General features: G+C 49.3%; 27 protein-coding genes. 25 read left to right on the plus strand and 2 right to left on the minus strand.

Features of this window, described 5'->3' with window-relative positions; genetic code table 11:
- The first annotated feature begins 155 nt into the window (after window positions 1-155).
- The 21 genes from KJS65_RS25100 to KJS65_RS25200 all read left to right on the plus strand — a co-directional run bounded on the left by KJS65_RS25100 (window position 156) and on the right by KJS65_RS25200 (window position 18493).
- Window positions 156-980 carry a glycosyltransferase family 2 protein gene (locus KJS65_RS25100; RefSeq protein ID WP_213652551.1) on the plus strand — a complete coding sequence of 275 codons (825 nt, stop codon included), beginning with the start codon at window positions 156-158 and terminating at the stop codon, window positions 978-980.
- An 89-nt stretch (window positions 981-1069) separates the two neighbouring features.
- Window positions 1070-2104, plus strand: a complete 1035-nt coding sequence (locus KJS65_RS25105; RefSeq protein ID WP_244864796.1) for a glycosyltransferase family 2 protein — start codon at window positions 1070-1072, stop codon at window positions 2102-2104.
- A complete protein-coding gene (locus KJS65_RS25110) occupies window positions 2101-2859 on the plus strand; it encodes a glycosyltransferase family 2 protein (RefSeq protein WP_213652552.1) in 759 nt (252 codons plus the stop codon). Before KJS65_RS25105 ends, KJS65_RS25110 begins: the two co-directional genes overlap by 4 nt.
- 26 nt (window positions 2860-2885) lie before the next feature.
- Window positions 2886-3617: a sugar phosphate nucleotidyltransferase gene (locus KJS65_RS25115; protein WP_213652553.1), complete on the plus strand. Its 732-nt coding sequence runs from the start codon at window positions 2886-2888 to the stop codon at window positions 3615-3617.
- A complete protein-coding gene (locus tag KJS65_RS29985) occupies window positions 3614-4840 on the plus strand; it encodes a GT-D fold domain-containing protein (RefSeq protein WP_244864798.1) in 1227 nt (408 codons plus the stop codon). Before KJS65_RS25115 ends, KJS65_RS29985 begins: the two co-directional genes overlap by 4 nt.
- A 48-nt stretch (window positions 4841-4888) precedes the next feature.
- A complete protein-coding gene (locus KJS65_RS25125) occupies window positions 4889-6268 on the plus strand; it encodes a glycosyltransferase family 2 protein (protein ID WP_213652554.1) in 1380 nt (459 codons plus the stop codon).
- A gap of 133 nt (window positions 6269-6401) precedes the next feature.
- Window positions 6402-6689, plus strand: a complete 288-nt coding sequence (locus KJS65_RS25130) for a nucleoside-diphosphate sugar epimerase (RefSeq protein ID WP_213652555.1) — start codon at window positions 6402-6404, stop codon at window positions 6687-6689.
- A gap of 30 nt (window positions 6690-6719) precedes the next feature.
- Window positions 6720-7058 carry an alpha-helical endospore appendage domain-containing protein gene (locus KJS65_RS25135; protein ID WP_213652556.1) on the plus strand — a complete coding sequence of 113 codons (339 nt, stop codon included), beginning with the start codon at window positions 6720-6722 and terminating at the stop codon, window positions 7056-7058.
- The gene (locus tag KJS65_RS25140; protein ID WP_213652557.1) at window positions 7055-7327 is read left to right on the plus strand and encodes a hypothetical protein; all 273 of its coding nucleotides are present in this window, start codon (window positions 7055-7057) and stop codon (window positions 7325-7327) included. The genes KJS65_RS25135 and KJS65_RS25140 overlap by 4 nt, the downstream gene beginning before the upstream one ends.
- A gap of 26 nt (window positions 7328-7353) precedes the next feature.
- Window positions 7354-7710, plus strand: coding sequence for a hypothetical protein (locus KJS65_RS25145; protein ID WP_213652726.1), 357 nt, complete (start codon window positions 7354-7356; stop codon window positions 7708-7710).
- Window positions 7711-7953: 243 nt separating this feature from the next.
- Window positions 7954-9039, plus strand: a complete 1086-nt coding sequence (locus KJS65_RS25150; protein WP_374706218.1) for a CgeB family protein — start codon at window positions 7954-7956, stop codon at window positions 9037-9039.
- 59 nt (window positions 9040-9098) lie between these two features.
- Entirely contained in the window at window positions 9099-10211 is a 1113-nt protein-coding gene (locus KJS65_RS25155) for a CgeB family protein (RefSeq protein WP_244864821.1), read from the plus strand.
- A 142-nt stretch (window positions 10212-10353) separates the two neighbouring features.
- Window positions 10354-11775: a glycosyltransferase family 4 protein gene (locus KJS65_RS25160; protein ID WP_213652560.1), complete on the plus strand. Its 1422-nt coding sequence runs from the start codon at window positions 10354-10356 to the stop codon at window positions 11773-11775.
- Window positions 11776-11787: 12 nt separating this feature from the next.
- Window positions 11788-12879 (plus strand): non-hydrolyzing UDP-N-acetylglucosamine 2-epimerase, encoded by a 1092-nt coding sequence (gene wecB / locus KJS65_RS25165; RefSeq protein WP_213652561.1) that lies wholly within the window; start codon window positions 11788-11790, stop codon window positions 12877-12879.
- Complete coding sequence (locus tag KJS65_RS25170; protein ID WP_213652562.1) at window positions 12872-13858, plus strand: polysaccharide biosynthesis protein; 987 nt, start codon at window positions 12872-12874, stop codon at window positions 13856-13858. The genes wecB and KJS65_RS25170 overlap by 8 nt, the downstream gene beginning before the upstream one ends.
- Window positions 13855-14703 (plus strand): SDR family oxidoreductase, encoded by an 849-nt coding sequence (locus tag KJS65_RS25175; RefSeq protein WP_213652563.1) that lies wholly within the window; start codon window positions 13855-13857, stop codon window positions 14701-14703. The genes KJS65_RS25170 and KJS65_RS25175 overlap by 4 nt, the downstream gene beginning before the upstream one ends.
- A complete protein-coding gene (locus KJS65_RS25180) occupies window positions 14664-15596 on the plus strand; it encodes an NAD-dependent epimerase/dehydratase family protein (RefSeq protein ID WP_213652564.1) in 933 nt (310 codons plus the stop codon). Before KJS65_RS25175 ends, KJS65_RS25180 begins: the two co-directional genes overlap by 40 nt.
- Window positions 15596-16315 carry a glycosyltransferase family 2 protein gene (locus KJS65_RS25185; protein ID WP_213652716.1) on the plus strand — a complete coding sequence of 240 codons (720 nt, stop codon included), beginning with the start codon at window positions 15596-15598 and terminating at the stop codon, window positions 16313-16315. The genes KJS65_RS25180 and KJS65_RS25185 overlap by 1 nt, the downstream gene beginning before the upstream one ends.
- 85 nt (window positions 16316-16400) lie before the next feature.
- Window positions 16401-16838: a hypothetical protein gene (locus tag KJS65_RS25190; protein ID WP_213652565.1), complete on the plus strand. Its 438-nt coding sequence runs from the start codon at window positions 16401-16403 to the stop codon at window positions 16836-16838.
- A 234-nt stretch (window positions 16839-17072) separates the two neighbouring features.
- Window positions 17073-18293, plus strand: a complete 1221-nt coding sequence (locus tag KJS65_RS25195) for a glycosyltransferase family 4 protein (protein WP_213652566.1) — start codon at window positions 17073-17075, stop codon at window positions 18291-18293.
- A 32-nt stretch (window positions 18294-18325) separates the two neighbouring features.
- The gene (locus KJS65_RS25200; RefSeq protein WP_213652727.1) at window positions 18326-18493 is read left to right on the plus strand and encodes a hypothetical protein; all 168 of its coding nucleotides are present in this window, start codon (window positions 18326-18328) and stop codon (window positions 18491-18493) included.
- 72 nt (window positions 18494-18565) lie between these two features.
- On the opposite strand, the gene KJS65_RS25205 is transcribed toward KJS65_RS25200, so the two are convergent.
- Complete coding sequence (locus KJS65_RS25205) at window positions 18566-19195, minus strand: DUF1796 family putative cysteine peptidase (RefSeq protein WP_213652567.1); 630 nt, start codon at window positions 19193-19195, stop codon at window positions 18566-18568.
- Window positions 19196-19385: 190 nt separating this feature from the next.
- Here KJS65_RS25205 and KJS65_RS25210 point away from each other — a divergent pair, with 190 nt between their 5' ends.
- From KJS65_RS25210 to KJS65_RS25220, 3 genes are read left to right on the plus strand one after another with little or no spacing between them, the layout of a single operon-like run.
- Window positions 19386-19721, plus strand: coding sequence for a hypothetical protein (locus tag KJS65_RS25210; RefSeq protein ID WP_213652568.1), 336 nt, complete (start codon window positions 19386-19388; stop codon window positions 19719-19721).
- Between the two features lie 19 nt (window positions 19722-19740).
- Window positions 19741-20802, plus strand: coding sequence for a glycosyltransferase family 4 protein (locus KJS65_RS25215; protein WP_213652569.1), 1062 nt, complete (start codon window positions 19741-19743; stop codon window positions 20800-20802).
- Window positions 20803-20816: 14 nt separating this feature from the next.
- Window positions 20817-21203, plus strand: coding sequence for a hypothetical protein (locus tag KJS65_RS25220; protein WP_213652570.1), 387 nt, complete (start codon window positions 20817-20819; stop codon window positions 21201-21203).
- A 68-nt stretch (window positions 21204-21271) separates the two neighbouring features.
- Here the strand turns inward: KJS65_RS25220 and KJS65_RS25225 are convergent, their stop codons facing one another.
- On the minus strand, window positions 21272-22195 hold the full coding sequence (locus KJS65_RS25225) for an NAD-dependent epimerase/dehydratase family protein (RefSeq protein WP_213652571.1): 924 nt from the start codon (window positions 22193-22195) through the stop codon (window positions 21272-21274).
- 182 nt (window positions 22196-22377) lie between these two features.
- Here KJS65_RS25225 and KJS65_RS25230 point away from each other — a divergent pair, with 182 nt between their 5' ends.
- A complete protein-coding gene (locus tag KJS65_RS25230; RefSeq protein WP_213652572.1) occupies window positions 22378-22965 on the plus strand; it encodes a hypothetical protein in 588 nt (195 codons plus the stop codon).
- Window positions 22966-23026 lie beyond the last annotated feature (61 nt).

The raw sequence follows: 23026 nt of genomic DNA on the forward strand, positions 1-23026 counted from the left end.
GGGAATATTCCCCGCGTCTTTGTTTTACCAGAACGGGAATTCGGCTTGTAACCGAATTTCATGCACAAACGCCGCTTCCAGAGCCATAACGGACGCATAGGATACTCAAGGTAATATCAGCCGACTCGAACAGGGGGGGGGGGGAGTATGCCCGCATGCAAAAGCCATCCAGACGAAAGCGCCAGCCACAATGGAGACGAAAACGAAGCCGTACGGTAAGCCTTTTGGAACGCAGAAGCTGTGAGCACCCGGTCGTCTCGGTCATTATCCCTGCGATGAATGAACAAAAAACAATTGGAAATGTCATCAGGGAAGCATGGCAGGTACATGAGGCCTGTGAAGTAATCGTTGTGGCAAATGGCTGCACCGACCGCACAGCGGATATCGCAGCGGCGATGGGAGCTAAGGTAATACGGTTTGAGCGGCCGCTTGGACATGATGTGGGCAGAACCATTGGAGCTGAAGCATCCACGGGTCAAATACTGCTATTTGTCGATGCGGATATGAGGGTTTCATGCGGGCATTTGCGGCCCTTCGTAAATGCGGTATTGAATGGAACAGACATTGCATTGAACAGTTACCGCGGGCCGGTACAACATCGCCAGGTCCATCCTGTCATTTTAGCCAAGCATACGCTGAATTCGATGCTTAGACGCCCTGATCTGCTGGGTGCCTCGCTGACCGCTGTACCACATGCCATGAACCGCCGTGCAGCAGATATCATCGGGAGCCCCAATCTCTCAATCCCGCCACTAGCACAGGCTATGGCTGTTCATTCGGGTCTAAAAGTCTCAGCCGTCCATGACGTGCCCGTAGGCAAGCTGAATCGGCGCCGCAGGGGAACTGCAAACGGGCAGGATCCGCTGCAGCAGGTGGTCATTGACGATCATCTGCAGGCAATAGATTGGTACTTGTCACGCACAGACCCAAGAGGCGGTTACAGTGACCTTGGGCGGGACAGAGACCGGGTGGGAAGGTGAGACGAATGAGCATCAGAAAAAAAAGGTCTGGCCGACCAGAACGATCAGGCCGGCGGCGGAGTATGGGCAGAGCAAGGAAACATTCTCCTTTGAAAATAAAACACCGTACTTCTGCCACCTCCCGCAAAAATAAAGATCCTTGGGTTCGACGTGCGCTTAAAGCCGGATGGAGAAACGGAAGCCTGGAAAGGGCGGAAGCAGCAGAAAAGAAACTGCATTTTTATGAATCAAGCCTTCAGCTATCTTTCGTGGAATGGATGAACGCCAACATAAATCCAAGGCCTGGATATGCCCTGATGAAGCGTCTTTCGGCGGCCTATGTTCTAGGTTTCAACAAAGGAAAAGGCAGCTCGGAAAATGGAGTGCCTCTTCTTCTGCAGGGCACCGCGGCGGCTGTTGTCTGTGCGAGCAGTGAAGAAGACAGTCTTCATAATATGGTGAATGAGCTGGAGAGGCTGCCGCTGCAGGAAATTATCGTCGTGCTGAATGGCTGCAGGGACAACAGCTATACGATCTTAAACAGTCATCCGCTAGTAACCGTGGTTTATTATCCCGAGCTCCTGGGTCATGACGTGGGAAGAAGCATCGGAGCCAAATTGACTAGGGCTGATGCCGTTCTGTTCTGTGATGGGGATATGGTGATTCCAGCAGAACATCTTGCTCCCTTCTTGTATGCTGTAGACCGTGGATGCGATGCGGCATTGAATGATTTGAACGGCCTCCTTCCTTTGTTTATGCATCAGGATGAATTGACGCATTGTAAAAGCTTTTTAAATATGGCACTGGGCCGAAGTGATCTGGGGGCTAACTCTCTGACAGCAGTCCCTCACGCCCTTTCCGGGAGGCTAATTCGTGAAATGGATGTCCGGCATCTGATTGTACCGCCGAAGGCGCAGGCTCTGGCTATTCTGGAGGGGTACCGGGTGGAAGCGGTTCATACCGTCGATGTCTTTTCAGGAAACCGGAAGCGCGAAGGGAATGTGGGCAAGGGAAACGCAGTCGCAGATATGATTGTTGGAGATCATGCGGAGGCTCTTGATGAAATATTAAAGCGGCGGGAAGCTTCCGGTTCTATGAGGAGCTTATCCCGTATGGATGTCGCATTGCAGAGGAATGCCATATGAGACTGCGAACGGGATTGACCAGCATTATTATACCGACCTTTAACGGACTGTCTTTGTTAATCTCATGCGTTGAATCTATTCGAAGTTATACCGATACGCCTTACGAAATTATTGTAGTAGATAATGCTTCAACCGATGGAACGGATGCTTACTGTATCCGTGAGGGGATTATTTTTATATCACTGCCGGTAAATGAGGGATTCCCCAAGGCTTGCAATCTGGGAATGAAGGTGGCAAGAGGCGATTATTTATTGCTGCTTAACAACGATGTAACGGTGACGCGCAGCTGGCTGTCCAACCTGCTCATAGCTGCAGACAGCAGCGCAGACGTCGGCCTGGTGGGGCCCGTGACGAATGAGGCAAGTGGTGTGCAAAAGATGGAGCTTTCCTTCCGGGATATGCCTGATTTCCAGCGGGTCGCCGCTGAAAATAACCTTTCGGATGCTGGGCGATGGATTGAGGTAAAGCGGATTATCGGCATGTGCCTGCTGCTTAAACGAGAGGTCTTGCACCGAATCGGATATTTGGATGAGGTATTCTCGCCTGGTCATTATGAGGATGATGATTACTGCCATCGGGCGAGGATCTCGGGGTTCAGGCTTCTCATCTGCAAAGATGTGCTGGTACATCATAGGGGCAGCGCCAGCTTCAAGCAATCCCAGCCGGAAGAGCTGAAGGCATTAATAGATAGAAATCACCGGCTGTTTTTGGATAAATGGCATTTTGATCCGCGTGAATTTATCGAAGAACATTAAAGCAAACCCGAAGGAGGAGAAGTGCAGTGAAAGGCATCGTTTTGGCAGGCGGGACAGGAACAAGATTGTATCCGCTGACCCGGCTGATCAATAAGCATTTGCTTCCTGTAGGGAAGTATCCCATGATTGTCTACGGCATTGACCGGCTGCGGCATACGGGGATTACTGATATTTTAATCGTCATGGGCAAGCAGTCCGCCGGCTTGTATACCGATTTTTTAGGCAGCGGAAAAGAATTTGGCGTCAATCTGACATACCGGATTCAGGAAGAGGCAGGAGGTATCGCCGAGGCGCTGGAGCTTGCCCGAGGATTTGTGAATCAGGAAGAACGCTTCGTAGTGCTGCTTGGGGACAATTTGTTCATGGATGACCTGACTCCATTCGTAAATAGCTATGAACGCCAGCCGCCGGGAACAGCCAGAGTGCTACTAAAGCATGTGAAGGATGCCAGACGTTACGGAGTACCCGTATTTGACAAGAAGCAGCCAGAGCTGATCACAGAAATTGAGGAAAAACCTGCGGTTCCCAAGTCCTCCTATTGTGTGACCGGAATATATATGTATGATTCGGCCGTGTTCGATATTATTTCACAGATTAAGCCCTCAGCACGCGGCGAACTTGAAATTACCGATGTCAATAATGTATACGCGGCACACGGTAAACTGGAATATGATATTCTTCAGAAATGGTGGAGTGACGCAGGTACCTTCGAATCGCTCCAGGAAGCCGGTCGGCGCATGAAAGGGATGATCCCGTGAACCGGCAACTCAATAATACAGCAGCCTTCATTCCATTATGGAAGAAGGCTGTTGCTGTAAAGATCATCAGAAAGCCAAAAGTATTGAGTGATAAAGCTTCCGAATTACGGCAGGTAAAACCCGAAGCAGCACGGCAGACAAAACCCGAAGCAACACGGCAGACAAAACCCGAAGCAACACGGCAGACAAAACCCGAAGCAACACGGCAGACAAAACCCGAAGCAGCACGGAAACGCAAGCCGGGGAAAAAAAAGCGCTCTGACCGCCGCAGGTCAAACACTCCATTCAGACTTCCCCGCAAGCATGAACGCATTCCGAAGGGATCCCGCTATCGGAAGGCGGAACCGGAGCCGAAGCCGTTCGTTCCACCCGTATCAACTGAACCTACCGAGTCCTATACGGATGGGTCTGATATAGGGTACAGGGCAGGCGGTACAACCGGAGCAGAAGAAGAAATGGCATCATTACTTCCGCCCTACACGGTGCTGCCCGAAGTGTCTGCAAGAGAGATCATGGCAGCCGGCCTGCAGTTGTATTTGCCCCATCTAAAACCGCTCCTACGGCCGGAGGAAGTTTATCAACGACTTGAGCACTCTTTGGCTGGAGGTCAGCCGCTATCGGTCGTCCGGCTCGGAGACGGGGAACTCCTCGCTTTGGCTCATGATACTGTGCTTCCATTAGAGCATGCCAAATCGGCGGGACACTTTCTTCCGTTTGCCGGCATGACGCTGCCTGATTACCATGCCCGCAGCATACTTGCGGATGCGGTAAGGAAGGCGGATATTATCGGCATACCCTTTTCGCGTCTTCCTACGTATCAGGGGCTTTTGTTTCCGGTTCTGCGCTATTATGGCATTGATTACGGGCCGCTTATCTTTACCACCTCCACAATTAATTACGCGCTTCATGAATATGGATTCCTTCAGTCTTTGCTGCGGGATAAACAGGTGCTGGTGATCGGAAATTTGGCGGAAGAATTGGCTAGAAAGCTTACAGCATCCATGGTAAATGTCTCGGGAGTGATTTCCCCTGTCAACGGATTTCCGGATATTCCCCGCGTGCTTTCGGAAGCGTCGATGCATGCCTTTGATATTGCGCTGGTTGCTAGCGGTATTCCCGCAGTTGTCATATGTCAGAGAATAGCGACGGAGCTTGGGAAATCGGCGCTGGATTTTGGCCATTTGGCGGATAAGCTTATTTCGGGTGAACTGTCATACAGCTGATCATTGCTCCGTTTATATTCAAGTATAGAGGCAGGAGAGGGCTATCAGATGAAGAGAACTTTTAGGCGGAAATCGGTAAGGCCAGGCAGCAAAAAAAGGCGGAAACATATCTGGCTGGATACAGGCAGCAGTTACCGGCTGGGCTACGAGCGGGGTTATGCGCAAGGCACAGCTAAAGGAGAAGAGGCATTCGATCAGCCGTTCCACGGCACGAGTATCGTAATTCCAAGCTATAACCAGGCGGAGTATTTAGCCCGGTGCATTGAGAGCATAGAGACTCACACGATAGAACCCTACGAGATTATTGTAGTGGATAATGGCTCTACAGATGAAACCGGTGATTATCTGAAAAAGAGAGCGGGGCAGCTGCGTTACCGGCAGCTGGAAACCAACCGTGGTTTTTCCGGAGGTGTCAATCAGGGACTGATGATGGCCAAAGGCGATACCATTGTCATTCTGAACAACGATACCCTGGTGACTCCCGGTTGGCTAACCCATATGCTGCGGTGTCTGAAGAGTAATCCCATCATCGGCGCCGTTGGTCCGGTAACGAATTATATCAGCGGCGAACAGCAGATTGCCGTGCCCTACGAAACCGTAGAGCAAATGTGGGAATACGCAGCTTCCCGCGACAAACCGGATGAGACCAAGTGGAAGGAGACCGACCGGCTTGTCGGGTTCTGCGTTCTATTCCGGAGGGAGCTGCTTGGGCGGATTGGTTATTTCGATGAAGGTTTCAGAATCGGGAATTATGAGGATGATGACTGGATCATCCGGGTCCGGCTCTGCGGGTTAAAGCTTGTTATCGCCGGGGATTCTTTTATCCATCACTTTGGAAGCGTCAGTATGAAGAAGCTCGGACAAGAGCAGTTTCATGAGGTTCATGGTCATAATGAGCTGTATTACACAGGAAAATGGGGAAATCCTCATGTATGGGTGGATGAAGTGAAGCAGAATGGTTCTCTGTTCAGAAACGGTAATCCTAGCAATGCCGGGTCTCCTTCTGACTTTTTCCCATCTCATGTGGTCATCCGTGACCAGGGTGGACAGCAATATTTTCTCTATGAAGGAAATAAATATCCCTGCACCGCTATGGACGAGAAGATGGGGATTCGGCCCGTGGTGCTGTCCAGGCTGGATATCCGCAGCATCCCGACAGCTGAAACGGTTATGGATGAGAAAGCACTTCTGTCGGTGCTGAAGTTACCAATGGATGAGCCTGTAGAGGGTCAACTTGTAGGCAGCGGTGACGGAATTGTTTATCAATGGAGTAAAGGCTGCATCCGGCCGTTCGTATCCGATTTTGCGCTGGAACGGTGGAATTTGAAGGAACGGAGTATCTTGAATTTGTCGACGGAGAGGCTGCAGGCCGCTCCACATGGTCTGCCGGTTATCGCACCACCTATTTTGCAGAACCCTGTGCTGTAATAAATTTAGAACTCACTCCTGGTTAGGCGTAACTGTATGTAGGCTTGCGGCATAGGATATAGCAGGCAGAAGCGGATCAGGCGGGGCGGGCCTTCGCGGCCTTTCGCGAAAGCATCAACAGGAGGAATAGATCATGCAGAGCAAAATTGATGAAATGTTAACTCATATGTCCCATTCCCACCAGCAGATGGCTAGAGTTCTGGATGCTGAACGCCAGATGGCGGTTCGAATGGCTCAAATTATACACGACCTGCCGGATAACGATCCTGAATTTGATGGCATTAACGGGTTAATTGAGAACTCTGGACAAATCAATAAAAGCATCATTGCCTATCTGGGAAGTATCGCGGATCTTCAGGAAGCGCTCGCGGAGACTCTGAATCATGTTGTGAAAGAGCTCGGTAGCCATGAGGAAGAGTAAATGGAGACTTGATATAGGGGAGTGCTGCAGATGAGCAGGGAACAGGCCTTTTTGCATATGCTGGACGCCGCTTCCAAAATCCAGTGGAATATCGCCATGATTTTGGAAGCCAAAGCGGTGGAGGCGGAGAAAGTCCGGAATTGGGCACTGAATCATTTGACCGCGGATGCATTTCAGACCCATGATCATCAGCTTAATGAGCCTTTGCAGATTCACGGTCAAATCGTGGAACTGCTCGAGGGGCTGACGAAGCTCGAAAACGGACTTTGCAGCAACTTGAAAGCTGTTCTGGTTCAGGAGGAAAACGGGCTTGGTGACGAGGATGGCATGTTTGGCTCAGGGTTCGACCTGGGAGACATGGGCAAATGAGTATGCTCCTTAAAGAGCAGGAAGCTAAGCTTTCCATCATCGCTTCCATTGCAGACAGCCAACAGGCGTTAGCCCGTATTCTCAGCAGCATTGCGGATATATCCTCCCATTCAGAGATATCGGCCCGGAGTCTGAAAGAGAATATCCGACTTCTTACGCAGTATCAAGCTACCATGTGCGAGATGCTGCAAGGAATCAAGTTATGCCATCCGCGTAGCGGTACTCCTGCGCCTCCCTGGTTAAACGCATCCCGACTGCCGCATACATGACGACCGAAGTACAGGAGGAATAACGGATGAAGACCAAGAAGCGTGTTTCCCGGTCCGTAAAATCCGGCACCCGGAGGCGCAAGCAGCTTATTGCTCGCAAGGCCCGATTGCTGAGAACGAAAAAGCTGCGTCAGCACAAGGTCAAGCGCCAGCTCGTAAAGGGCGGAAAAAGAAGACATCAACGACTTGGCGTGGCCCGCAGAAAACGTAAGCGGAGATGGGTCAATCCCGTTCTTCCAGCACCGGTGGAGCAAAGTGCTCTGCCCCAGGCTCCGGATGCCGCATACACTGAAGGGTATGATGAAGCCTACAACGAAGGATTCAATGCCGGCTTCGCCAAAGGATATGAAGATGGACATCAGTTAGCCTATCAATCGAAATGAGGATTTCACAAGAATCCTGATATAAATAGCAGGTATGGGAACAGTCAAGCCTTCAGCTTCATGGGAAACCATGAAGTTGAAGGCTTTTTTGCTGCTTATTATGCGTGACATGCGCCAATTTCCTGCCTGAAAGGCTGTCGTCCATGATGCAATTGCCTCTTCCGCATATATTTATGATTATAGAATTTATTAGTTTTCAGCGGAGCTGAACAATTCTATTCTTTCTAAATCACAACAGGCAGGGTGAAAGCTGTGGGAAGAAAAGCTGCTGCAGGAAGAAACGCAAGTCACCGGCATGGTTACGGTGATGGGTACAGACTTGGCCTTTGCCAGGCGGTGGAAGAACGTGTGCCTTTGCCACAGCCTTATAGCAGGGACATGAAACTAATGTATGTTCCCCAAGGATTTCCTGCGATCGATCAGGGGGTGACAGCGGCACTCCGCAGCCTGGTCAGAGAATGTATCGTAGGGGAAGCACCAAACATGCTGGAAGTGGCAGCTCGGGAACGGCCCGATCTGGTTCTGGTCATGAATGGACTGCATGTATTCCCTGATAACCATCTGGAGGATATTGCTAAGATTCGCGGGATGGGGATGAAGACGGCAGTCTGGTTTGTTGACGATCCGTATTTTACGGAGGATACGGCCCCGATGTGCACAGGTTATGACATTGTGTTTACTCATGAATTAGGTTGTGTTCCATTTTATCGCGGACTTGGAGCTTCCAATGTGCATTATCTGCCTTTGGCCGTAAATACCGACATGTTCAAGCCGCAGCGCCCGGGACCGGGGCATTTGTATGATATTTGCTTTATCGGTAATGCCTTTTGGAACAGGGTGGCATTATTGGATGAGATGGCCCCGTTTCTGGAGGATAAGAAGGTGCTGATTGCCGGAGGGTATTGGGAAAGACTCACACAGATTCAGAGTCTGGGACGATCGCTGCATATGGGTTATATCGTGCCGGAGGAAACCGTTAACTATTACAACGGCGCAAAAATCGTACTCAATATTCACCGGCCGGACGAGTATGGGCAGGATAACCGGAACAGCCATCACATTAAAGCCAAATCCATCAATCCACGCACCTATGAAATCAGCGCCTGCGGCGCTCTACAGATTACCGACGTGCGTGAGGATACAAACTCGCATTACAGACCGGGGTATGACATTGAAACCTTCGGTTCGGTTAGTGAACTGCAGAATAAAATCAGTTATTACCTGGAGCATGAGGATAAACGGGTAGAGATGGCGTGGCGCGGGTTATGGACGACGCGAAAAGAACACTCTTTTGTTTCAAGAATGAATACGCTGCTAGAGCTTATTTAAATTAAAAAGGATGAGGAGCGGGTTACTACATGTCAACCATTAAGCACCGGAGAAAGACCATGCGGCATGAGGTAGTATTAACCCCGGCTGAAGAAGCACGGGCGCGTGGCCGCGAAGCAGGTTATCAGTCAGGACATGACGAGGGTTATTTAAAAGGGCGCGCCGATTATATTGTCAGCCAACATACTGCCTCATTTCCATTCCGCCAAGTCCATGTGCTCTATATCGCATCCGGTAAAGGATTTCCTTATTCCCCGATCGATGAGGCCATTTCCTCAACGCTGCGCGGAATGGTATCCCAGTTGACTGTTATTGAGCCGGGACAGCCAATCAGTGAAATTGCCTATCAAATTATGCCGGATCTGGTTTTGGTTCTGGACGGCATGTTTATCGAGAATGAGCAGCTTGATCTGATCCGCCAGCAGGGAATTAAAACGGCGATCTGGCTGACGGACGATCCGTATTATACAGATATGACCACGGAAAATGTAAACCATTATGATTATATATTTACTCTGGAATCCAACTGTATTCCATATTATCAGCAGCTCGGCTGCCCTCAGGTGCATCATTTGCCTTTCGCCGCTTATGCTGAGCATTACAAACCTGAAAGAACGCGGTCAGCTCAGCGCAGGGAAGTGAGCTTCATTGGCTCCGCGTACTGGAATCGGGTCGAGTATCTGAATCCGATTATGGACCGTCTGATGCAGCATAATACCATCATCAATGGTATCTGGTGGGACCGTCTGCCTAATTATGCCGCCTATCAGGACCGCATCGAGCTGAACAAATGGATGGGACCGCAGGAGACATCAGAAGCCTACAATGCATCCAAGATAGTCATCAATCTCCACCGCTCCCATGAGGATGATTCCGTGAATAACAACGCCGTCAAAATTCCGGCTGCATCTCCTAATCCGCGTACTTTCGAAATCTCCGCTTGTGCTACCCTCCAGCTAACGGATGCTCGCAGCGACCTCGTCAAATTCTACACTCCAGGCAGGGAGATTGAAACGTACAGCTCTCCGGAAGAGCTCCTCGACAAAGTCGAATACTATCTGACCCATGAAAAAGAACGCAGAGACATTGCTCTGAATGCTCTGGACCGGACGATGCGGGAGCATACCTACGGCAACCGTTTGAACCAAATGTTGTCCATTGTCTTCCCTTAGGCGGCAGTAGCCGCCGGCAATTTTGGACAGATGGAGGGGAACATTTGTCGTGCCGGTACAGATTTACTTCTAATATATTGTATTACTTGGGTCAAAGGAGGTGCGAATCGTACCCTGTACTTTTTGCAGTGGTCCCATGCACATGATAACGTATAAACCCAAACTCATGCTGTTCTCGCATGTCAGTAATACCGGCAGCATCACAGGGGCCGAAAAGCTCCTGCTGTTGTTCTGCCTGCAATTATCCCCTTATTTTGACTGCATCCTGACAGCTCCGCAGGAAGGTAAACTGACAGACTATGCCAGAAAGCAAGGCATTCAGGTACGAATACAAACCTACCCCCTACTGTTTAGCATGTATCATCCCGGTGAGCGGCTGGAACAAGAGGCAGAGGAACTCCGGAACCATCCGGACTTTGCATCCGTCGTCCGCTGTATAACAGAGACTGCACCGGATATCGTGCTGGCCAGCACCATTGTCAACGTATTACCGGCAATAGCAGCAAAAACACTCGGTATACCGGTGTTATGGAAAATCACAGAAATTATGCAAACAACTGAGTTTACGGCTGCAGCGATATCCGTGGTGGAGAAATACAGCGATTGTCTGATCGCCATTTCGGAAGCATCGGCCCGTGTCTTTCGGGGCAATGTTTCTAGGCCGATCACGCTGCTTCCCCCATCTTCCGATAATGAGCTGCTTCATCCATCCCAAAAGCTGATCCGTACCGGATACCGCAAAGTTCTTCGCCTTAAGGATTCCCAGTTCTGTATAGGCTATATCTCTTCCTTTATTCATCCTGAAAAGGGACTTCACGAATTTATCCGAATGGCACTCATTCTAGCTGAATCCTACCCAAACTGCCGGTTTGTCATGATCGGCAAGCCGGCAGATCATAAATATTTTGACCGCTGCGTTGCAGAAGTGAATGCTTCCGACTACAGAACCCGTTTTCGTTTTATACCTTTTGTGGAATCGGTTCATTCTGCATACAGCGCAATGGATATCCTTGCGGTTCCTAGCATGGTGAAGGAAGGATTTGGCATGACCGCACTGGAAGGCATGCTTTGCGGCAAACCGGTCATATCCTTTGATTCCGGTGGACTTGGGGAACTGATGGAAAATACGGGAAACGCGCATTTTACCGTACCGACGGGCGACTATGCCGCACTTGCTGTCAAGGCAGCTGAACTCCTGGGAAATCCCGAACTTATGCGAATCACCGGCAGCAAAAACGCAGATGCGGCAAGGACCCGGTATGGCATGGAAACATATCGTCAGAGGGTTCAGACATTTGTGTATGAGCTGCGAATTGGCTGTCCTGATTGGATGAGCGGAGGCATATCCCGCAGCGTATCAGCATACCGGGAACCTCAGCCCTTGCCTTTGCCGCCGATAAGGCAGACAGCTGAGGTGGTTAGACGGAAGGCAAGGAAGAAGAAAATAGCACAGGTACGCAAAATCCGGAGCAAAGCGCCTGCCTCCAGGCGTTATCATACGAAAAGAAAGAGAGGAGCCGGCAAGCGATCCAAACGCCGCTCCAAATCAATTAAACGAAGGTAGGAGACGGACGCTATGAGAATTATGACGATTTTGGGCACCAGACCCGAAATTATTCGCCTCAGCCTCATCCTTCCTAAGCTGGACCGGTATGCGGAGCGGCATGTGCTTGTGCATACCGGGCAAAATTTTGCAGATAGGCTGAGCGGGATTTTTTTCAGGCAAATGGGCTTACGCTCGCCAGATTATATTTTGCAGGACGCAGCTGCTTCACTGGGAGAACAGCTGTCATCCATGTTTTCTCAAATGGAGGCTATTCTGGAGAAAGAGAAACCCGATAAAATACTGCTGCTTGGTGATACCAACAGCGCGCTGTGCGCAGTACTCGCGGAAAGACTGGGATACCCTGTGGTTCATATGGAAGCAGGGAATCGCTGCTTTGATCTGAATGTACCCGAGGAAAAAAACAGAAAGGTCATTGATGCCATTTCATCCATTAATATGCCTTATACGGAGCAGAGCAAGAAGCATCTGCTGGCAGAAGGCTTCCCCAGCCGGCGCATTGTCCTGACAGGTAATCCGATCTACGAGGTCATGAAGCATTACGAGAAATCTATCGCAGAGAGCGATATTTTGAACAGACTCTCCCTGAAGCCGAAGGAGTATTTTCTGGTCACGGCACATCGCGCGGAGAATGTGGATCACCCGGTCCGTTTGCAGCAGATTGTAGAGGGGCTGAACCGGATTGCAGAGGCGTACGGACGCCGGATTATTTGCAGTATCCACCCGCGTACAGCATCACGTATTACCGGGCAACAATCATTATCGCTGCATCCACTGGTCGAATTCCACGAGCCCTTCAGTTTTTTTGATTTTGTCATGCTGGAGCGGTTTACCTGCTGCGCGTTAACGGATAGCGGGACCGTACAAGAAGAGTGCTGTATCATGCAGGTCCCTACCGTAACCATGCGGTCTACGACAGAGCGCCCGGAGACAGTGGACTGCGGCAGCAATATCGTGTCTGGTCTAGATGCTGAAGCAATATATCGAGCGGCTGATCTGATGATTAGTCTGAACCGGGGCTGGGTGTGTCCGGAAGGTTACTTGACGGAAAATGTTTCAGATAAGGTAGTTAAATTTTTGCTTGGAGGGAAAGTTCATGTTTGAAAATAAACGTATATTGGTGACCGGGGGCACCGGCTCATGGGGGTACGAGTTGATCGCCCAGCTGCTGGGGCTAAAGCCGAAGGAAGTTGTTGTCTATTCACGCAATGAATCTTCTCAGGTGGCCATGAGCCGGGAGTTTGAAGACAGACATCTGAGCTTCCGGATCGGAGATATCCGAGACAAGGATGCGCTGGTTACGGCATGTCAGGGCATAGACTATGTATTTCATCTTGCAGCGCTGAAGCATGTACCGGTTTGTGAGGATCAGCCTTACGAAGCGCTCAAAACCAACGTAATCGGCACTCAGAATGTCATTGAGGCATCCATTGAGAACAAGGTAAAGAAGGTATTTTATATATCTACCGACAAAGCGGCAAATCCATCCAATTTCTACGGTATGACTAAAGCCATCGGAGAAAAGCTTATCGTTTATGCAAATCTTCTGAATAGTGAAACCCGGTTTGTCACAGTTCGAGGCGGCAATGTGCTTGGTACCAATGGCAGCGTAGTTCATGTGTTTAAGGATCAGATTCGGGTCAAAGGGCAGGTTTCGATTACGGATATGGAGATGACCCGCTTCTTCCTGACGCTTCGGGATGCGATCAAGCTGTTGTTCAAGGCCGCTGAAGAGAGTTATGGCGGTGAAATATTCGTTATGACGATGCCTGCCTGCAGAATTGTCGATATGGCGGAAGTGCTGATCGAGGACTCCGGCAAAGAGAATGTGGAGATTATAGAATCCGGCATCCGGCCAGGAGAGAAGATTCATGAGATTCTGATGAGCGATTATGAGAGCCTGACGACGGTAGTGTATGACGAGGAATATCTCGTGATCCTGCCGACTCTTCATATGCCTGAGCTGAAGGAACGCTATAGTCACTGCCGAGCCGTATCGTTCAGCAGCTTTAGCTCGAATTACCATCTGATGAACAAAGAGGAGATCAGAGACATTCTCCAACGCGGGGGGTTCCTGCAATGAAGCTGCTAATTCTGGGAGGAAACGGGATGGCAGGGCATATGCTGGTCGATTATTTTAAGCGTCAGGGAAAGCATCAGGTATTCTATACAACCCGGGATCAACACAGCCCCGGGGGGCTTTTTCTTGACGCTTCTGAATCATGCATGGCCGACAGATTGCTGGAAATTGTCAGACCGGATATTGTGATCAATGCCATCGGTGTTTTGAATCATTATGCGGAAGAAGACCGAATCAATGCTTATCATATCAATGGCTTCCTGCCCCATAGACTGAAACGGACCGCTGATGTGCTTGGAATCCGTCTGATTCATATCAGTACCGATTGTGTGTTTGAAGGGACGCGGGGCAGCTACGAAGAGGATGATACACCGGATGGAACCAGCGCTTATGCCATGACTAAAGCGCTTGGTGAAGTCCGTGCACCAGGACATCTGACTATACGCACATCCATTATCGGACCGGAAATCCGAAGTCATGGCATCGGGCTTATGCATTGGTTTATGTCCCAGAAAGGGATCGTTACCGGTTACCGTAATGTCCTTTGGAATGGAGTGACGACGCTGGAGCTGGCCAAAGCTATCGATCAATTAATGATTTCACCGGTTTCCGGATTGATACATCTTGCCCATCCCATTCCGATAAGTAAGCATGACCTGCTGCTGCTTTTTCAGGAGATATGGAATATACGTGGAGTAACCGTGATGCCTGCTGAGCAGCCGGTGCAGGACCGGACATTGGTATCTACCCGAACAGACATTGACTATTCCGTTCCTCATTACCGAGACATGCTGAAGGAGTTGGAGAGATGGATGAACGAGCTTCCTTCCGCAAGCGTGTCGTACTGATTACTGGGGCTTCGGGCTTTACCGGCGGCCATGCCTGCCGGTATTTTGCCGGTAAGGGCCTGCAGGTAGCCGCCATGGTTCGGAAAATTCCTCTGGGACAGGTTCCGGAGGGGGTTACGTATTATGCTTGCGATTTATTAAACAAGCATGGGCTTGAGAAGTTGGTCCAAAGCATTGCTCCGGATTATGTGCTTCATCTTGGCGGCAAAAATTCAGTCCCGGAATCATGGGAGAATCCACTCCTGTATATGGAAACCAATGTACTTCCGACTATTTATCTCCTGAATTCACTGCGCTCGCTTCCATCCTGCAGAATTGTTATCGCCGGCTCCATGGCAGTGTTCCCGCTTGAACCTCCTTTTCAGCCTCCACATCCATACAGCCTCAGTAAGAGCCTGCAAAAAGCCGCTGCACTATCATGGGAAGTCTTGTTTGGCCAGGCTGTAATTCTTGCTGAACCATCGAATCTCATAGGTCCGGGACCTTCAACAGGATTTTGCGCCCTGCTCGCCCGACATATCGCAGCTTGTGAGCATGAAGGGAAAACCGCATCTTTTAAAATTTCTTCCCGGAATGCCCGGCGTGATTTTCTGGATGTGAGGGATGCGGTAAAAGCATATGATCTTTTACTGAAGAAGGGAACGCCGGGACATACCGTTACGATCAGTTCAGGAACCCAGCATACACTGGAGAAAATAGCGCTCAGTATGATGAATATTGCCGGCAGCAAGGCACCGCTGGAATGGGGGGATGAGCCGGATTCGTCTGTTCCGCTCGAACTCCAGTCACAAGGACAAGGAATGGCGGAGCTCGGATGGAAGCCGGAAATACCGCTTGAGACTTCGCTCCATGATGTTTTGCAGCATTTTCATAAGCGGGAAGGAGGGGCATGATGAGACCGCTGGTGACCATTATTATTCCTTTTTATAATGACCCTTACGTAGATCAGGCGGTGCAGAGTGCTTTGTCACAGAGCTACGCTCCTTTGGAAATCATCGTGGTGGACGACGGATCTACCAGCTATGCAGACAGGCTGGCTCCCTTTCGCTCTCATATCTATTATTTGGGCAAGGGAAATGGCGGAACCGCGAGTGCGCTGAACCACGGTATACGGTATGCATCAGGGGAATATATTGCCTGGCTTAGCTCCGATGATCTGTTTTATCCGGAGAAAATAAGCCATCAGGTCCAGTTTATGATGCAGCAAGGCGCTTTTATATCACATACTAATTTCAATGTTATAGACAGGTTCAGCCAAATCACCTCCTTTAGAGCAGGATGCTCCTTTTCGAATATACTGGATTTCTACCGGATTTTTATGAATGGCAATCCGGTCAACGGCTGCACGGTGATGATGAAAAAGGAATTGTTTTGCCACGTCGGTCTTTTTGACGAAAACTTGCCGTATACACATGATTTGGATTTCTGGAGAAGGGTGATCCAGGCTGGGTTTCCTCTTCCGTTTCTGGATGAACCGCTGGTAGGTTACCGCCAGCATGAGGCTATGGGGACGATCCGCCACAAGGCGGTGATTGAGCAGGAGTATGCCGTGACGCTTGGAAATGTGCGCAGTTCACTGGGACCGCTGATATCTATAATGGAACGATCTTGAACACTTTTGGATGGCAGCCCTTACAGTTCGTCCACGCGAACGTTGAAAGAATAGCATAGTTATAGTATGAAAGGAGGGAAAAACAATGCCAAATGTTTTGGTTGACAGTCAAATTTCTCAAAACGTCTCTACTGCAGGTGCTGTTGCCATTCCTGCAAGCACCACGCCGGCTTTGTTTGGATCTTTGGGTCTGAATACCGCTGCCGCTGGTCCGAATCTTTCCGTGCATTTTTCGGCTACGGTTACGCTGAGTGCGGTTGTTGCTGTCCTTGTTCCGATTACAATCACGATCGTTAGAGTTGTCAGCGGTGTATCCTTCCCCATCTATACTGCAACAGAAACTCTTCCGGTAGGGACACTGCTGCTTACGACCGATGCCTTTACGATATCCGGGGTGGATTTGCTTACGACTAATCCCGAATTCGTTGTCTATCAGGCCTTTATCAGCATTCCGGAAGGACTTGCGGTAGTTCCTACGCGGGTAGGACCGGAGAGCTTCCAGGCAGTGGCTTTCTCAGACTAATATTATAGGATGATTTATGGCTGGTTTTTTCAGCCTCGGGCACCGGTTTCCGGTGCCTTTTTTTAATTCTAGGCATATAACACCAGCGGAGCTTAGTCGATAGACGTTTTTTTATGGTTGATGGGTTCAATAGTCGGGTCGGAACTGGATTTTTATCAATATAGTATATTGTCCGCTAATGATGGATTACCCTTAATGAATCCGGCCCTGCCGGACCCATGGAAAGGAGAAGGCATGAAGATATTACTGGCAACCTACTGGCTGATTCCCCATGTCGGCGGGGTATGGAAATATATGCTGCAGATTCAGCAACGGCTCGAAGCGATGGGACATCAGGTTGATCTGCTCGGCAACAGCCCGGATTACTCCAAATTCCATATCATCAACCGAGGCCAGGAACTGCACAAGACGGCCCTGCGGCCTTTATTATCTGCAAAGCTGTCGGCAGCCCATACTCCACTACTACACCGCGATTCGATTATTAATTTCTATGAAGAAGACCGCTACAATATGGAGTTGTCTGCTGCCTATTTTGGTCTGGGGCAATATGATGTTATTCATACACAGGATATTTTTGCTGCGAGAGCACTGAGCCGTGTGAAGCCTGCGCATGTCCCGCTGGTCGTTCAGGTTCATGGTTCCGTCAGTGGTGAGCTGCATAATCACTTTCGGCTGAATCCGCAGCTTGGTATTCAGGATCATTCGCCCGCATGGAAATATTTTAACTCGATTGAGTATTATGGCGCTTCTTCAGGACAGCTGACGATCACCTCCACCGAGTGGCAGAAAAATGAGCTCGTGCATGACTTCGGCGTGCCGGAGCAGCGGATTGAAGTCTTTCAGTACGGACTGGATGCCATCCCGTTCTGGCAAAGCGCGCAGCTGGGAACCGATATCCAAAAGCCCCCAGGCAAAAAGGTCATTATTTTCCCCGCCAGACTTGCCTTTGTTAAAGGGATCGACGTGCTGATTTCCGCGCTTGGGATGCTAAAATATATGCGGAATGACTGGGTGTGCTGGATTGTGGGAGAAGGGGAAAAGCATGAAGAACTGCAGCAGCAGACGGCAGGCCTTTCCTTGCAGGACGATGTGATTTTCATGGGTGAACGGCGCGATATCCCGGCATTGCTGATGCAATCTGATATTTTTGTGCATTCCTGTATTCAGGATAACCAGCCATTCTCGGTCATGGAAGCGCAAATTGCCGGACTGCCTGCATGTGTCTCGAATGCCGGAGGGCTGCCAGAGATGGTTGAGCATAACGTAACGGGATTGGTCTCGCCGGTAAAGGATCCGCTGACACTTGCGCAGCATCTCAATTTGCTCCTCGAAAATAATGAATACCGGCTTATGCTAGGACAAAATGCGGCTCAGTGGGCGAAGGAGCACTGGTCCATGGATCAAATGATTGCAAGGCTTCTGAATGCGTATGGAAGGGCGGCGTCAAGCCTATAAATTTAGCATGAGAGATGAAAGGAGGATGAGCCGTGCCAGGAGATCCATATATGGTCATCGGAGATTTGTATAACCGGATCTTTGCAGTGCAGTCATCACATATCGGTGTGCTGGTAGACTATGCAGTCTGGAACCGGATTTTTGAACAATTACCCCCGAATTATACCCTTCCTGATATGGAAGTTTTGACTTTTGATTGATCATAATCGTGAAAAAAAGGGGGCCGCCTGTAAGCAGGATATCTGCTTTATGGGCTGGCCCCTTTGGTTAAGTTAATCTTCGTTTAGATGAATCCCGTTAAAAATGTCAGTCCAGAGATGATCATTCCCATCCCATTTCTCGTCGTTGGGCAATTGAATAGAGCAAATCTTTTCAAGCGGCCAGTCTGTCTCCACCACGTTTGGTACAGCGGTGTGATTGATAAGCAGGACTTTGAAATCATGCGCCACAAGGCCAGATAAGACGGTCTGAAGCTCCTGTGCATGCTCGAAGGACCCTTCGGTCCGGATAAAAAGGATGTTGCGGCTGTAAGCCATTTTCTCCATAAAGCGCTGTACACGGCGGTCATATTTTGCCTTTACTTCCGGGTATGCGGCGAGATAGGGAGGAAAGTTGTTGTGCGTAAAAAAATCATGATTCGAGAGGAAATCATAGTTGGTTTCTCTGACCAGATAAAGCTGGTCACTGATCCGTTTTTCTACGACCAGATTGTTGTACTCCATAAAATTGGCAAAATGGTTCCGCAGCAGGCGATTCACGTCAGCCAAATTGTAAGTAGCCATCCAATCAAGCGGGCCGGCATAGGGGCGCAGATCTAACTTCTCAAGCTGCATGGAAGCCAGACATAAATCTCCAAGGCTGAAAATGGCATCATAGGTCCCTTTGAGATCAGCTATCCGCATGTTTGAGTCCTTCCTTTCATAGGCGAATTTTGAATTCTTCACTCTATAGTAAATGCGCTTTGCTCCAAGTTCGCCTGTATGCTCGTTTACTCCTGTCTGATATTTAGGTGAGCGGCTAAAGCCATACGCCCGTACCATTGGCCGGGAAAATCATACGATGGGATATGACTAGATTTCAGGAGGATGGGTTATGTCCATATTACGACTCGAATCAGCGCCCTTTTCCCCAATTGATTGCCGTTATATTGAATCCTGTGATATTGAGGTAACCAACGGCGGAACTGAAGGCTTTGAGATGCTCGTTCACGGCTATGGCAATCAGGGGCTTTTTTATGTACAGCTAATTCATGTAAGTCCGGGCAGTACCGTACCCTTATATGATATTTTGACGGGATATCTGCCTTTTCAGCTTGTACTGGTAACGAATGTGAACCATTACGACCATACCTGGGTTACCGTAAGAGTCCGCGATCATGGCAATTTAATTGCTTTATATACGCAGGAGGATACCATCCGTACGTTATAAACGGGGGGAGGGATATGACATGAATGTATTGTTTGTGTTCTATGTACCTAGCGGCGGTATGGATACGCTGAATCGGCTGCGGTGCAAGGCTCTGAAAAAATACGGAATTCATGCTTCCTGCCTCTACTACTTTTGGGGGGCGGGAGTGCAAAACAATGATGAAGTTCCGATGTATATCACCAATAATGATGATGAAATTCGCGGCATACTAACTTCCGGAAACTATGATGTGATTGTAGTTACAACGGATCATACCAGTTTTCCGAGATTCAGAGAGCTTGGCTATACAGGTAAGCTGGTGCTGGAAATTCAGGGTTATGGTCCAAAAGAAAATGCCAGAAAGCAGCTGATTGAAGCACTGCCTTATGTGAACAGATACGCCGATGCATTACTTAATCCCTGCACGCCGCATATTGCTGCATTGTTCCGGGAATTGTTTCCCCATATTCCCCAGTTTCATTTTCCAAACTGCTTTGATTCCGAAGCCTTCACGTATCGGCCAGCAGCCAAACCGGAGCATCCTGTTATCGCCTGGCTTGGGCGGATGGAGGATAATAAAAACTGGAGGGAGTTTCTTCATATCGGCCACCAGCTCTCCTACTATATTCCTGATGTGAGCCTGTGGATGTTTGAAGATCCCAATCTGTCCGATCCCCATGAACGTGAGCAGTTTGAGCAGATGGTCCATAATTTGGGGCTTCGTTCGCGTCTGACTCTCCGTTCGAATGTGGCCAATGCCCAGATGCAGTATTTATTTTCGTCTATTGGCGATTCGGGTGGGCTCATGTGCTCCACGTCCAAAGTGGAAGGAGGCCCCCTATCCGTCCTGGAGGCCATGAGCTGCAGATGCCCGGTACTCGCTACGAATTCAGATGGGGTGGCATTATTTATCCGTCATAACGACACCGGCAAGAGCTATACACTTGGCAATATCGCGCAGGCGGTACAGGAAGCACTGGATTTGATGACCAATACCGAACACAGGGAAAACATCCGGAACAACGCTCTCAGGCTGCTGCAAACCGAGTTTAACCCCCATTTATATTGCTTAAGCTTCATACGTATGCTGAATCAAATATAGAGGAGATGGAGACGATGACACTCAAGTATAAAACCAGGCAGGAAGCCGTAGCGGGTTCATTTGACTCGTTTGTAGTAGGGGCTGATGAGATCGTGCTGACCTCCGTTACGCTGGAAGGGATTTCTGAAGGAGACCGGGTAGTTCTGGCCATTGATGCATCCTGGTTAAAACCGTTGTGTGATCTCGGGGAGCTTGAGTTCTTTTTGAGAAGGGATATGCCCGATGGACCTGCCGTGTACTGGACACTGGAAACCTGCTTTGCCAAGGCCCGCACGAGAGAAAATTACACACTGGTCGCAGACAGCAGCATGCGTCATTTCTATTTAACCGTACGCTCCAGCGAACAGAAGGCACGTCTTGTCGCGTATGCTTTGGAAGGAAGCGTATTTACTCCGGAATGACTTGTAAGACGGAAAGGCCGACCCGGTGTTAAATAATGCATGGATCGGCCACACACTTTCGCTGACGTTCATGATACGGGTTTGATGAAATGAAGGTAGGTTTCTTGAAGTCCTTCCTCGATGCTGAATTGATGCTTCCAGTTTAGGCTGCTGCGGATTCGGTCGTTCGAGAGACAGCTGTTTCGAATATCTCCAGCCCTGGCGGATCGGTTTTGAGTAGGGATGTCCTGGCTGTGGTACTGCCTGAGCAGAGCAACCAGCCGGTTGACGGAAGTTGCTGTGCCGGTGCTGACATGAAGTATATCGCGGCTGTCTGAGCTTTGGGCTGCCGAAAGTGCCGAAACGACATCTTTTACATAAATAAAGTCTCGGGTCTGCTCTCCATCTCCGTTAATTGTAAGGGGCTTATCCTGCAGGAGCTGGTTTAAGAAAATGGAAACAACTCCGCCTTCGCCTTTGGAGGTTTGACCGGGACCATAGACGTTGGCAAAGCGTAGAACCGTCCAATCGATATCAAACAATTGGCCATAAAGACGGATATAATGTTCAGCTGCATATTTGGACAAGCCATAAAATGAGATAGGCATAGCTGTGTCGGTTTCTTCAAGCAATTCCTTATCCAGATTGCCATACACTCCCGATGTCGAAGCAAAAATGAATTTACGGACGCCAGCCTTCCTGCAGCCCTCCAGCATATTCAAAGTCCCACCGGTATTGATCTCCATATCCAGCCTTGGATTGCTTATAGACTGCTGAACATCCGCCTGTGCGGCTAAATGAAATACCGTATCCGGCTTCAAGGAGATGATCGTCTGAAGCGCCGCTGGACTCCGTATATCCTCAACATGCAGAACAGCAGAGGGATGGACCTTTCCAGCCGAGCCAGTGGACAGATTATCGATGATATGGACATGCTGCTTCAATTCAACCAGTTCCTGTACAAGATGAGACCCGATAAATCCGGCTCCGCCTGTTACCACCACCGTTTTCATGTCATTACCTCCTGAAGGATGGGTTATGATCTATCGTATGTGGAAGGTAATTTATTGGCATTAGGCATCTCCCTATTTCAGTGGGGGAGTTCAGGAATTATAGGAATGAAGGGTAGTAAAGATCAGTAACTGGGGTAACATGTTAATAGTGGTATAGGTTCATAGGAAAGGAGATAAAGACTTTGAATAAAAAATGGATACCCGCCATCATCATCGTTATATGTATGATTCTGATTGCCTGTGCAGCCTATTTTTTCCGTCCTTATGAAACGAAGGATCCATATCCAAAAGGTACCGTTTCCTCACCGGCAGAGACAAAGGAACAATCTGGAGCGGAAAAAACTGAAGTTTGGATAAACAAGGATGTGACTTCCATTGAGTGGGATGGTAAAAGAACTTCATGGATCCTCAAGCAGGCAAGCAAAGAAGAGAATGTGGCAGATAGCGGATGGACTCTGAACGGGGAACCGATCACTACTGATCATGTAAATATGATCATCTCGAAAATGAATGCGATGCTGACCAAGGATTCGGATTCCTCACGAAAAGCTTCTTCATTAAAAGCCGAAGTCATTGATTCAACCGTTACTCTCTTAAGCGGTCCGGACAGCAGTGATAAGGTATACCAGATCGCGGTTGAACCGGCGTATCCGGAGACACTTTGGATCGTTCCGGCTGGAAAATCCATGGTATATCCAGTAACTTTAAAGGATGTGCAGCAACTGGAAAAGGAAATTGACCAATTGAAGGCTGCATCACATGCAGAATAACATTATGGCATCGGAATGCCAAATCCTTTCAGCATAGCGTCATGATCGCACGGTCATCCTA

Source organism: Paenibacillus sp. J23TS9, assembly GCF_018403225.1.
Classification (GTDB): domain Bacteria; phylum Bacillota; class Bacilli; order Paenibacillales; family Paenibacillaceae; genus Paenibacillus_AQ.

Excerpts from the sequence above, each read along its gene's own strand:
- KJS65_RS25100 (WP_213652551.1), top strand. The coding sequence starts at position 156 with ATGCAAAAGCCATCCAGACGAAAGCGCCAGCCACAATGGAGACGAAAA.
- KJS65_RS25110 (WP_213652552.1), top strand. The coding sequence starts at position 2,101 with ATGAGACTGCGAACGGGATTGACCAGCATTATTATACCGACCTTTAAC.
- KJS65_RS25125 (WP_213652554.1), top strand. The coding sequence starts at position 4,889 with ATGAAGAGAACTTTTAGGCGGAAATCGGTAAGGCCAGGCAGCAAAAAA.
- KJS65_RS25130 (WP_213652555.1), top strand. The coding sequence starts at position 6,402 with ATGCAGAGCAAAATTGATGAAATGTTAACTCATATGTCCCATTCCCAC.
- KJS65_RS25135 (WP_213652556.1), top strand. The coding sequence starts at position 6,720 with ATGAGCAGGGAACAGGCCTTTTTGCATATGCTGGACGCCGCTTCCAAA.
- KJS65_RS25140 (WP_213652557.1), top strand. The coding sequence starts at position 7,055 with ATGAGTATGCTCCTTAAAGAGCAGGAAGCTAAGCTTTCCATCATCGCT.
- KJS65_RS25145 (WP_213652726.1), top strand. The coding sequence starts at position 7,354 with ATGAAGACCAAGAAGCGTGTTTCCCGGTCCGTAAAATCCGGCACCCGG.
- KJS65_RS25155 (WP_244864821.1), top strand. The coding sequence starts at position 9,099 with ATGCGGCATGAGGTAGTATTAACCCCGGCTGAAGAAGCACGGGCGCGT.
- KJS65_RS25160 (WP_213652560.1), top strand. The coding sequence starts at position 10,354 with ATGATAACGTATAAACCCAAACTCATGCTGTTCTCGCATGTCAGTAAT.
- wecB (WP_213652561.1), top strand. The coding sequence starts at position 11,788 with ATGAGAATTATGACGATTTTGGGCACCAGACCCGAAATTATTCGCCTC.
- KJS65_RS25170 (WP_213652562.1), top strand. The coding sequence starts at position 12,872 with ATGTTTGAAAATAAACGTATATTGGTGACCGGGGGCACCGGCTCATGG.
- KJS65_RS25175 (WP_213652563.1), top strand. The coding sequence starts at position 13,855 with ATGAAGCTGCTAATTCTGGGAGGAAACGGGATGGCAGGGCATATGCTG.
- KJS65_RS25180 (WP_213652564.1), top strand. The coding sequence starts at position 14,664 with ATGGATGAACGAGCTTCCTTCCGCAAGCGTGTCGTACTGATTACTGGG.
- KJS65_RS25185 (WP_213652716.1), top strand. The coding sequence starts at position 15,596 with ATGAGACCGCTGGTGACCATTATTATTCCTTTTTATAATGACCCTTAC.
- KJS65_RS25190 (WP_213652565.1), top strand. The coding sequence starts at position 16,401 with ATGCCAAATGTTTTGGTTGACAGTCAAATTTCTCAAAACGTCTCTACT.
- KJS65_RS25195 (WP_213652566.1), top strand. The coding sequence starts at position 17,073 with ATGAAGATATTACTGGCAACCTACTGGCTGATTCCCCATGTCGGCGGG.
- KJS65_RS25205 (WP_213652567.1), bottom strand. The coding sequence starts at position 19,195 with ATGCGGATAGCTGATCTCAAAGGGACCTATGATGCCATTTTCAGCCTT.
- KJS65_RS25210 (WP_213652568.1), top strand. The coding sequence starts at position 19,386 with ATGTCCATATTACGACTCGAATCAGCGCCCTTTTCCCCAATTGATTGC.
- KJS65_RS25215 (WP_213652569.1), top strand. The coding sequence starts at position 19,741 with ATGAATGTATTGTTTGTGTTCTATGTACCTAGCGGCGGTATGGATACG.
- KJS65_RS25220 (WP_213652570.1), top strand. The coding sequence starts at position 20,817 with ATGACACTCAAGTATAAAACCAGGCAGGAAGCCGTAGCGGGTTCATTT.
- KJS65_RS25225 (WP_213652571.1), bottom strand. The coding sequence starts at position 22,195 with ATGAAAACGGTGGTGGTAACAGGCGGAGCCGGATTTATCGGGTCTCAT.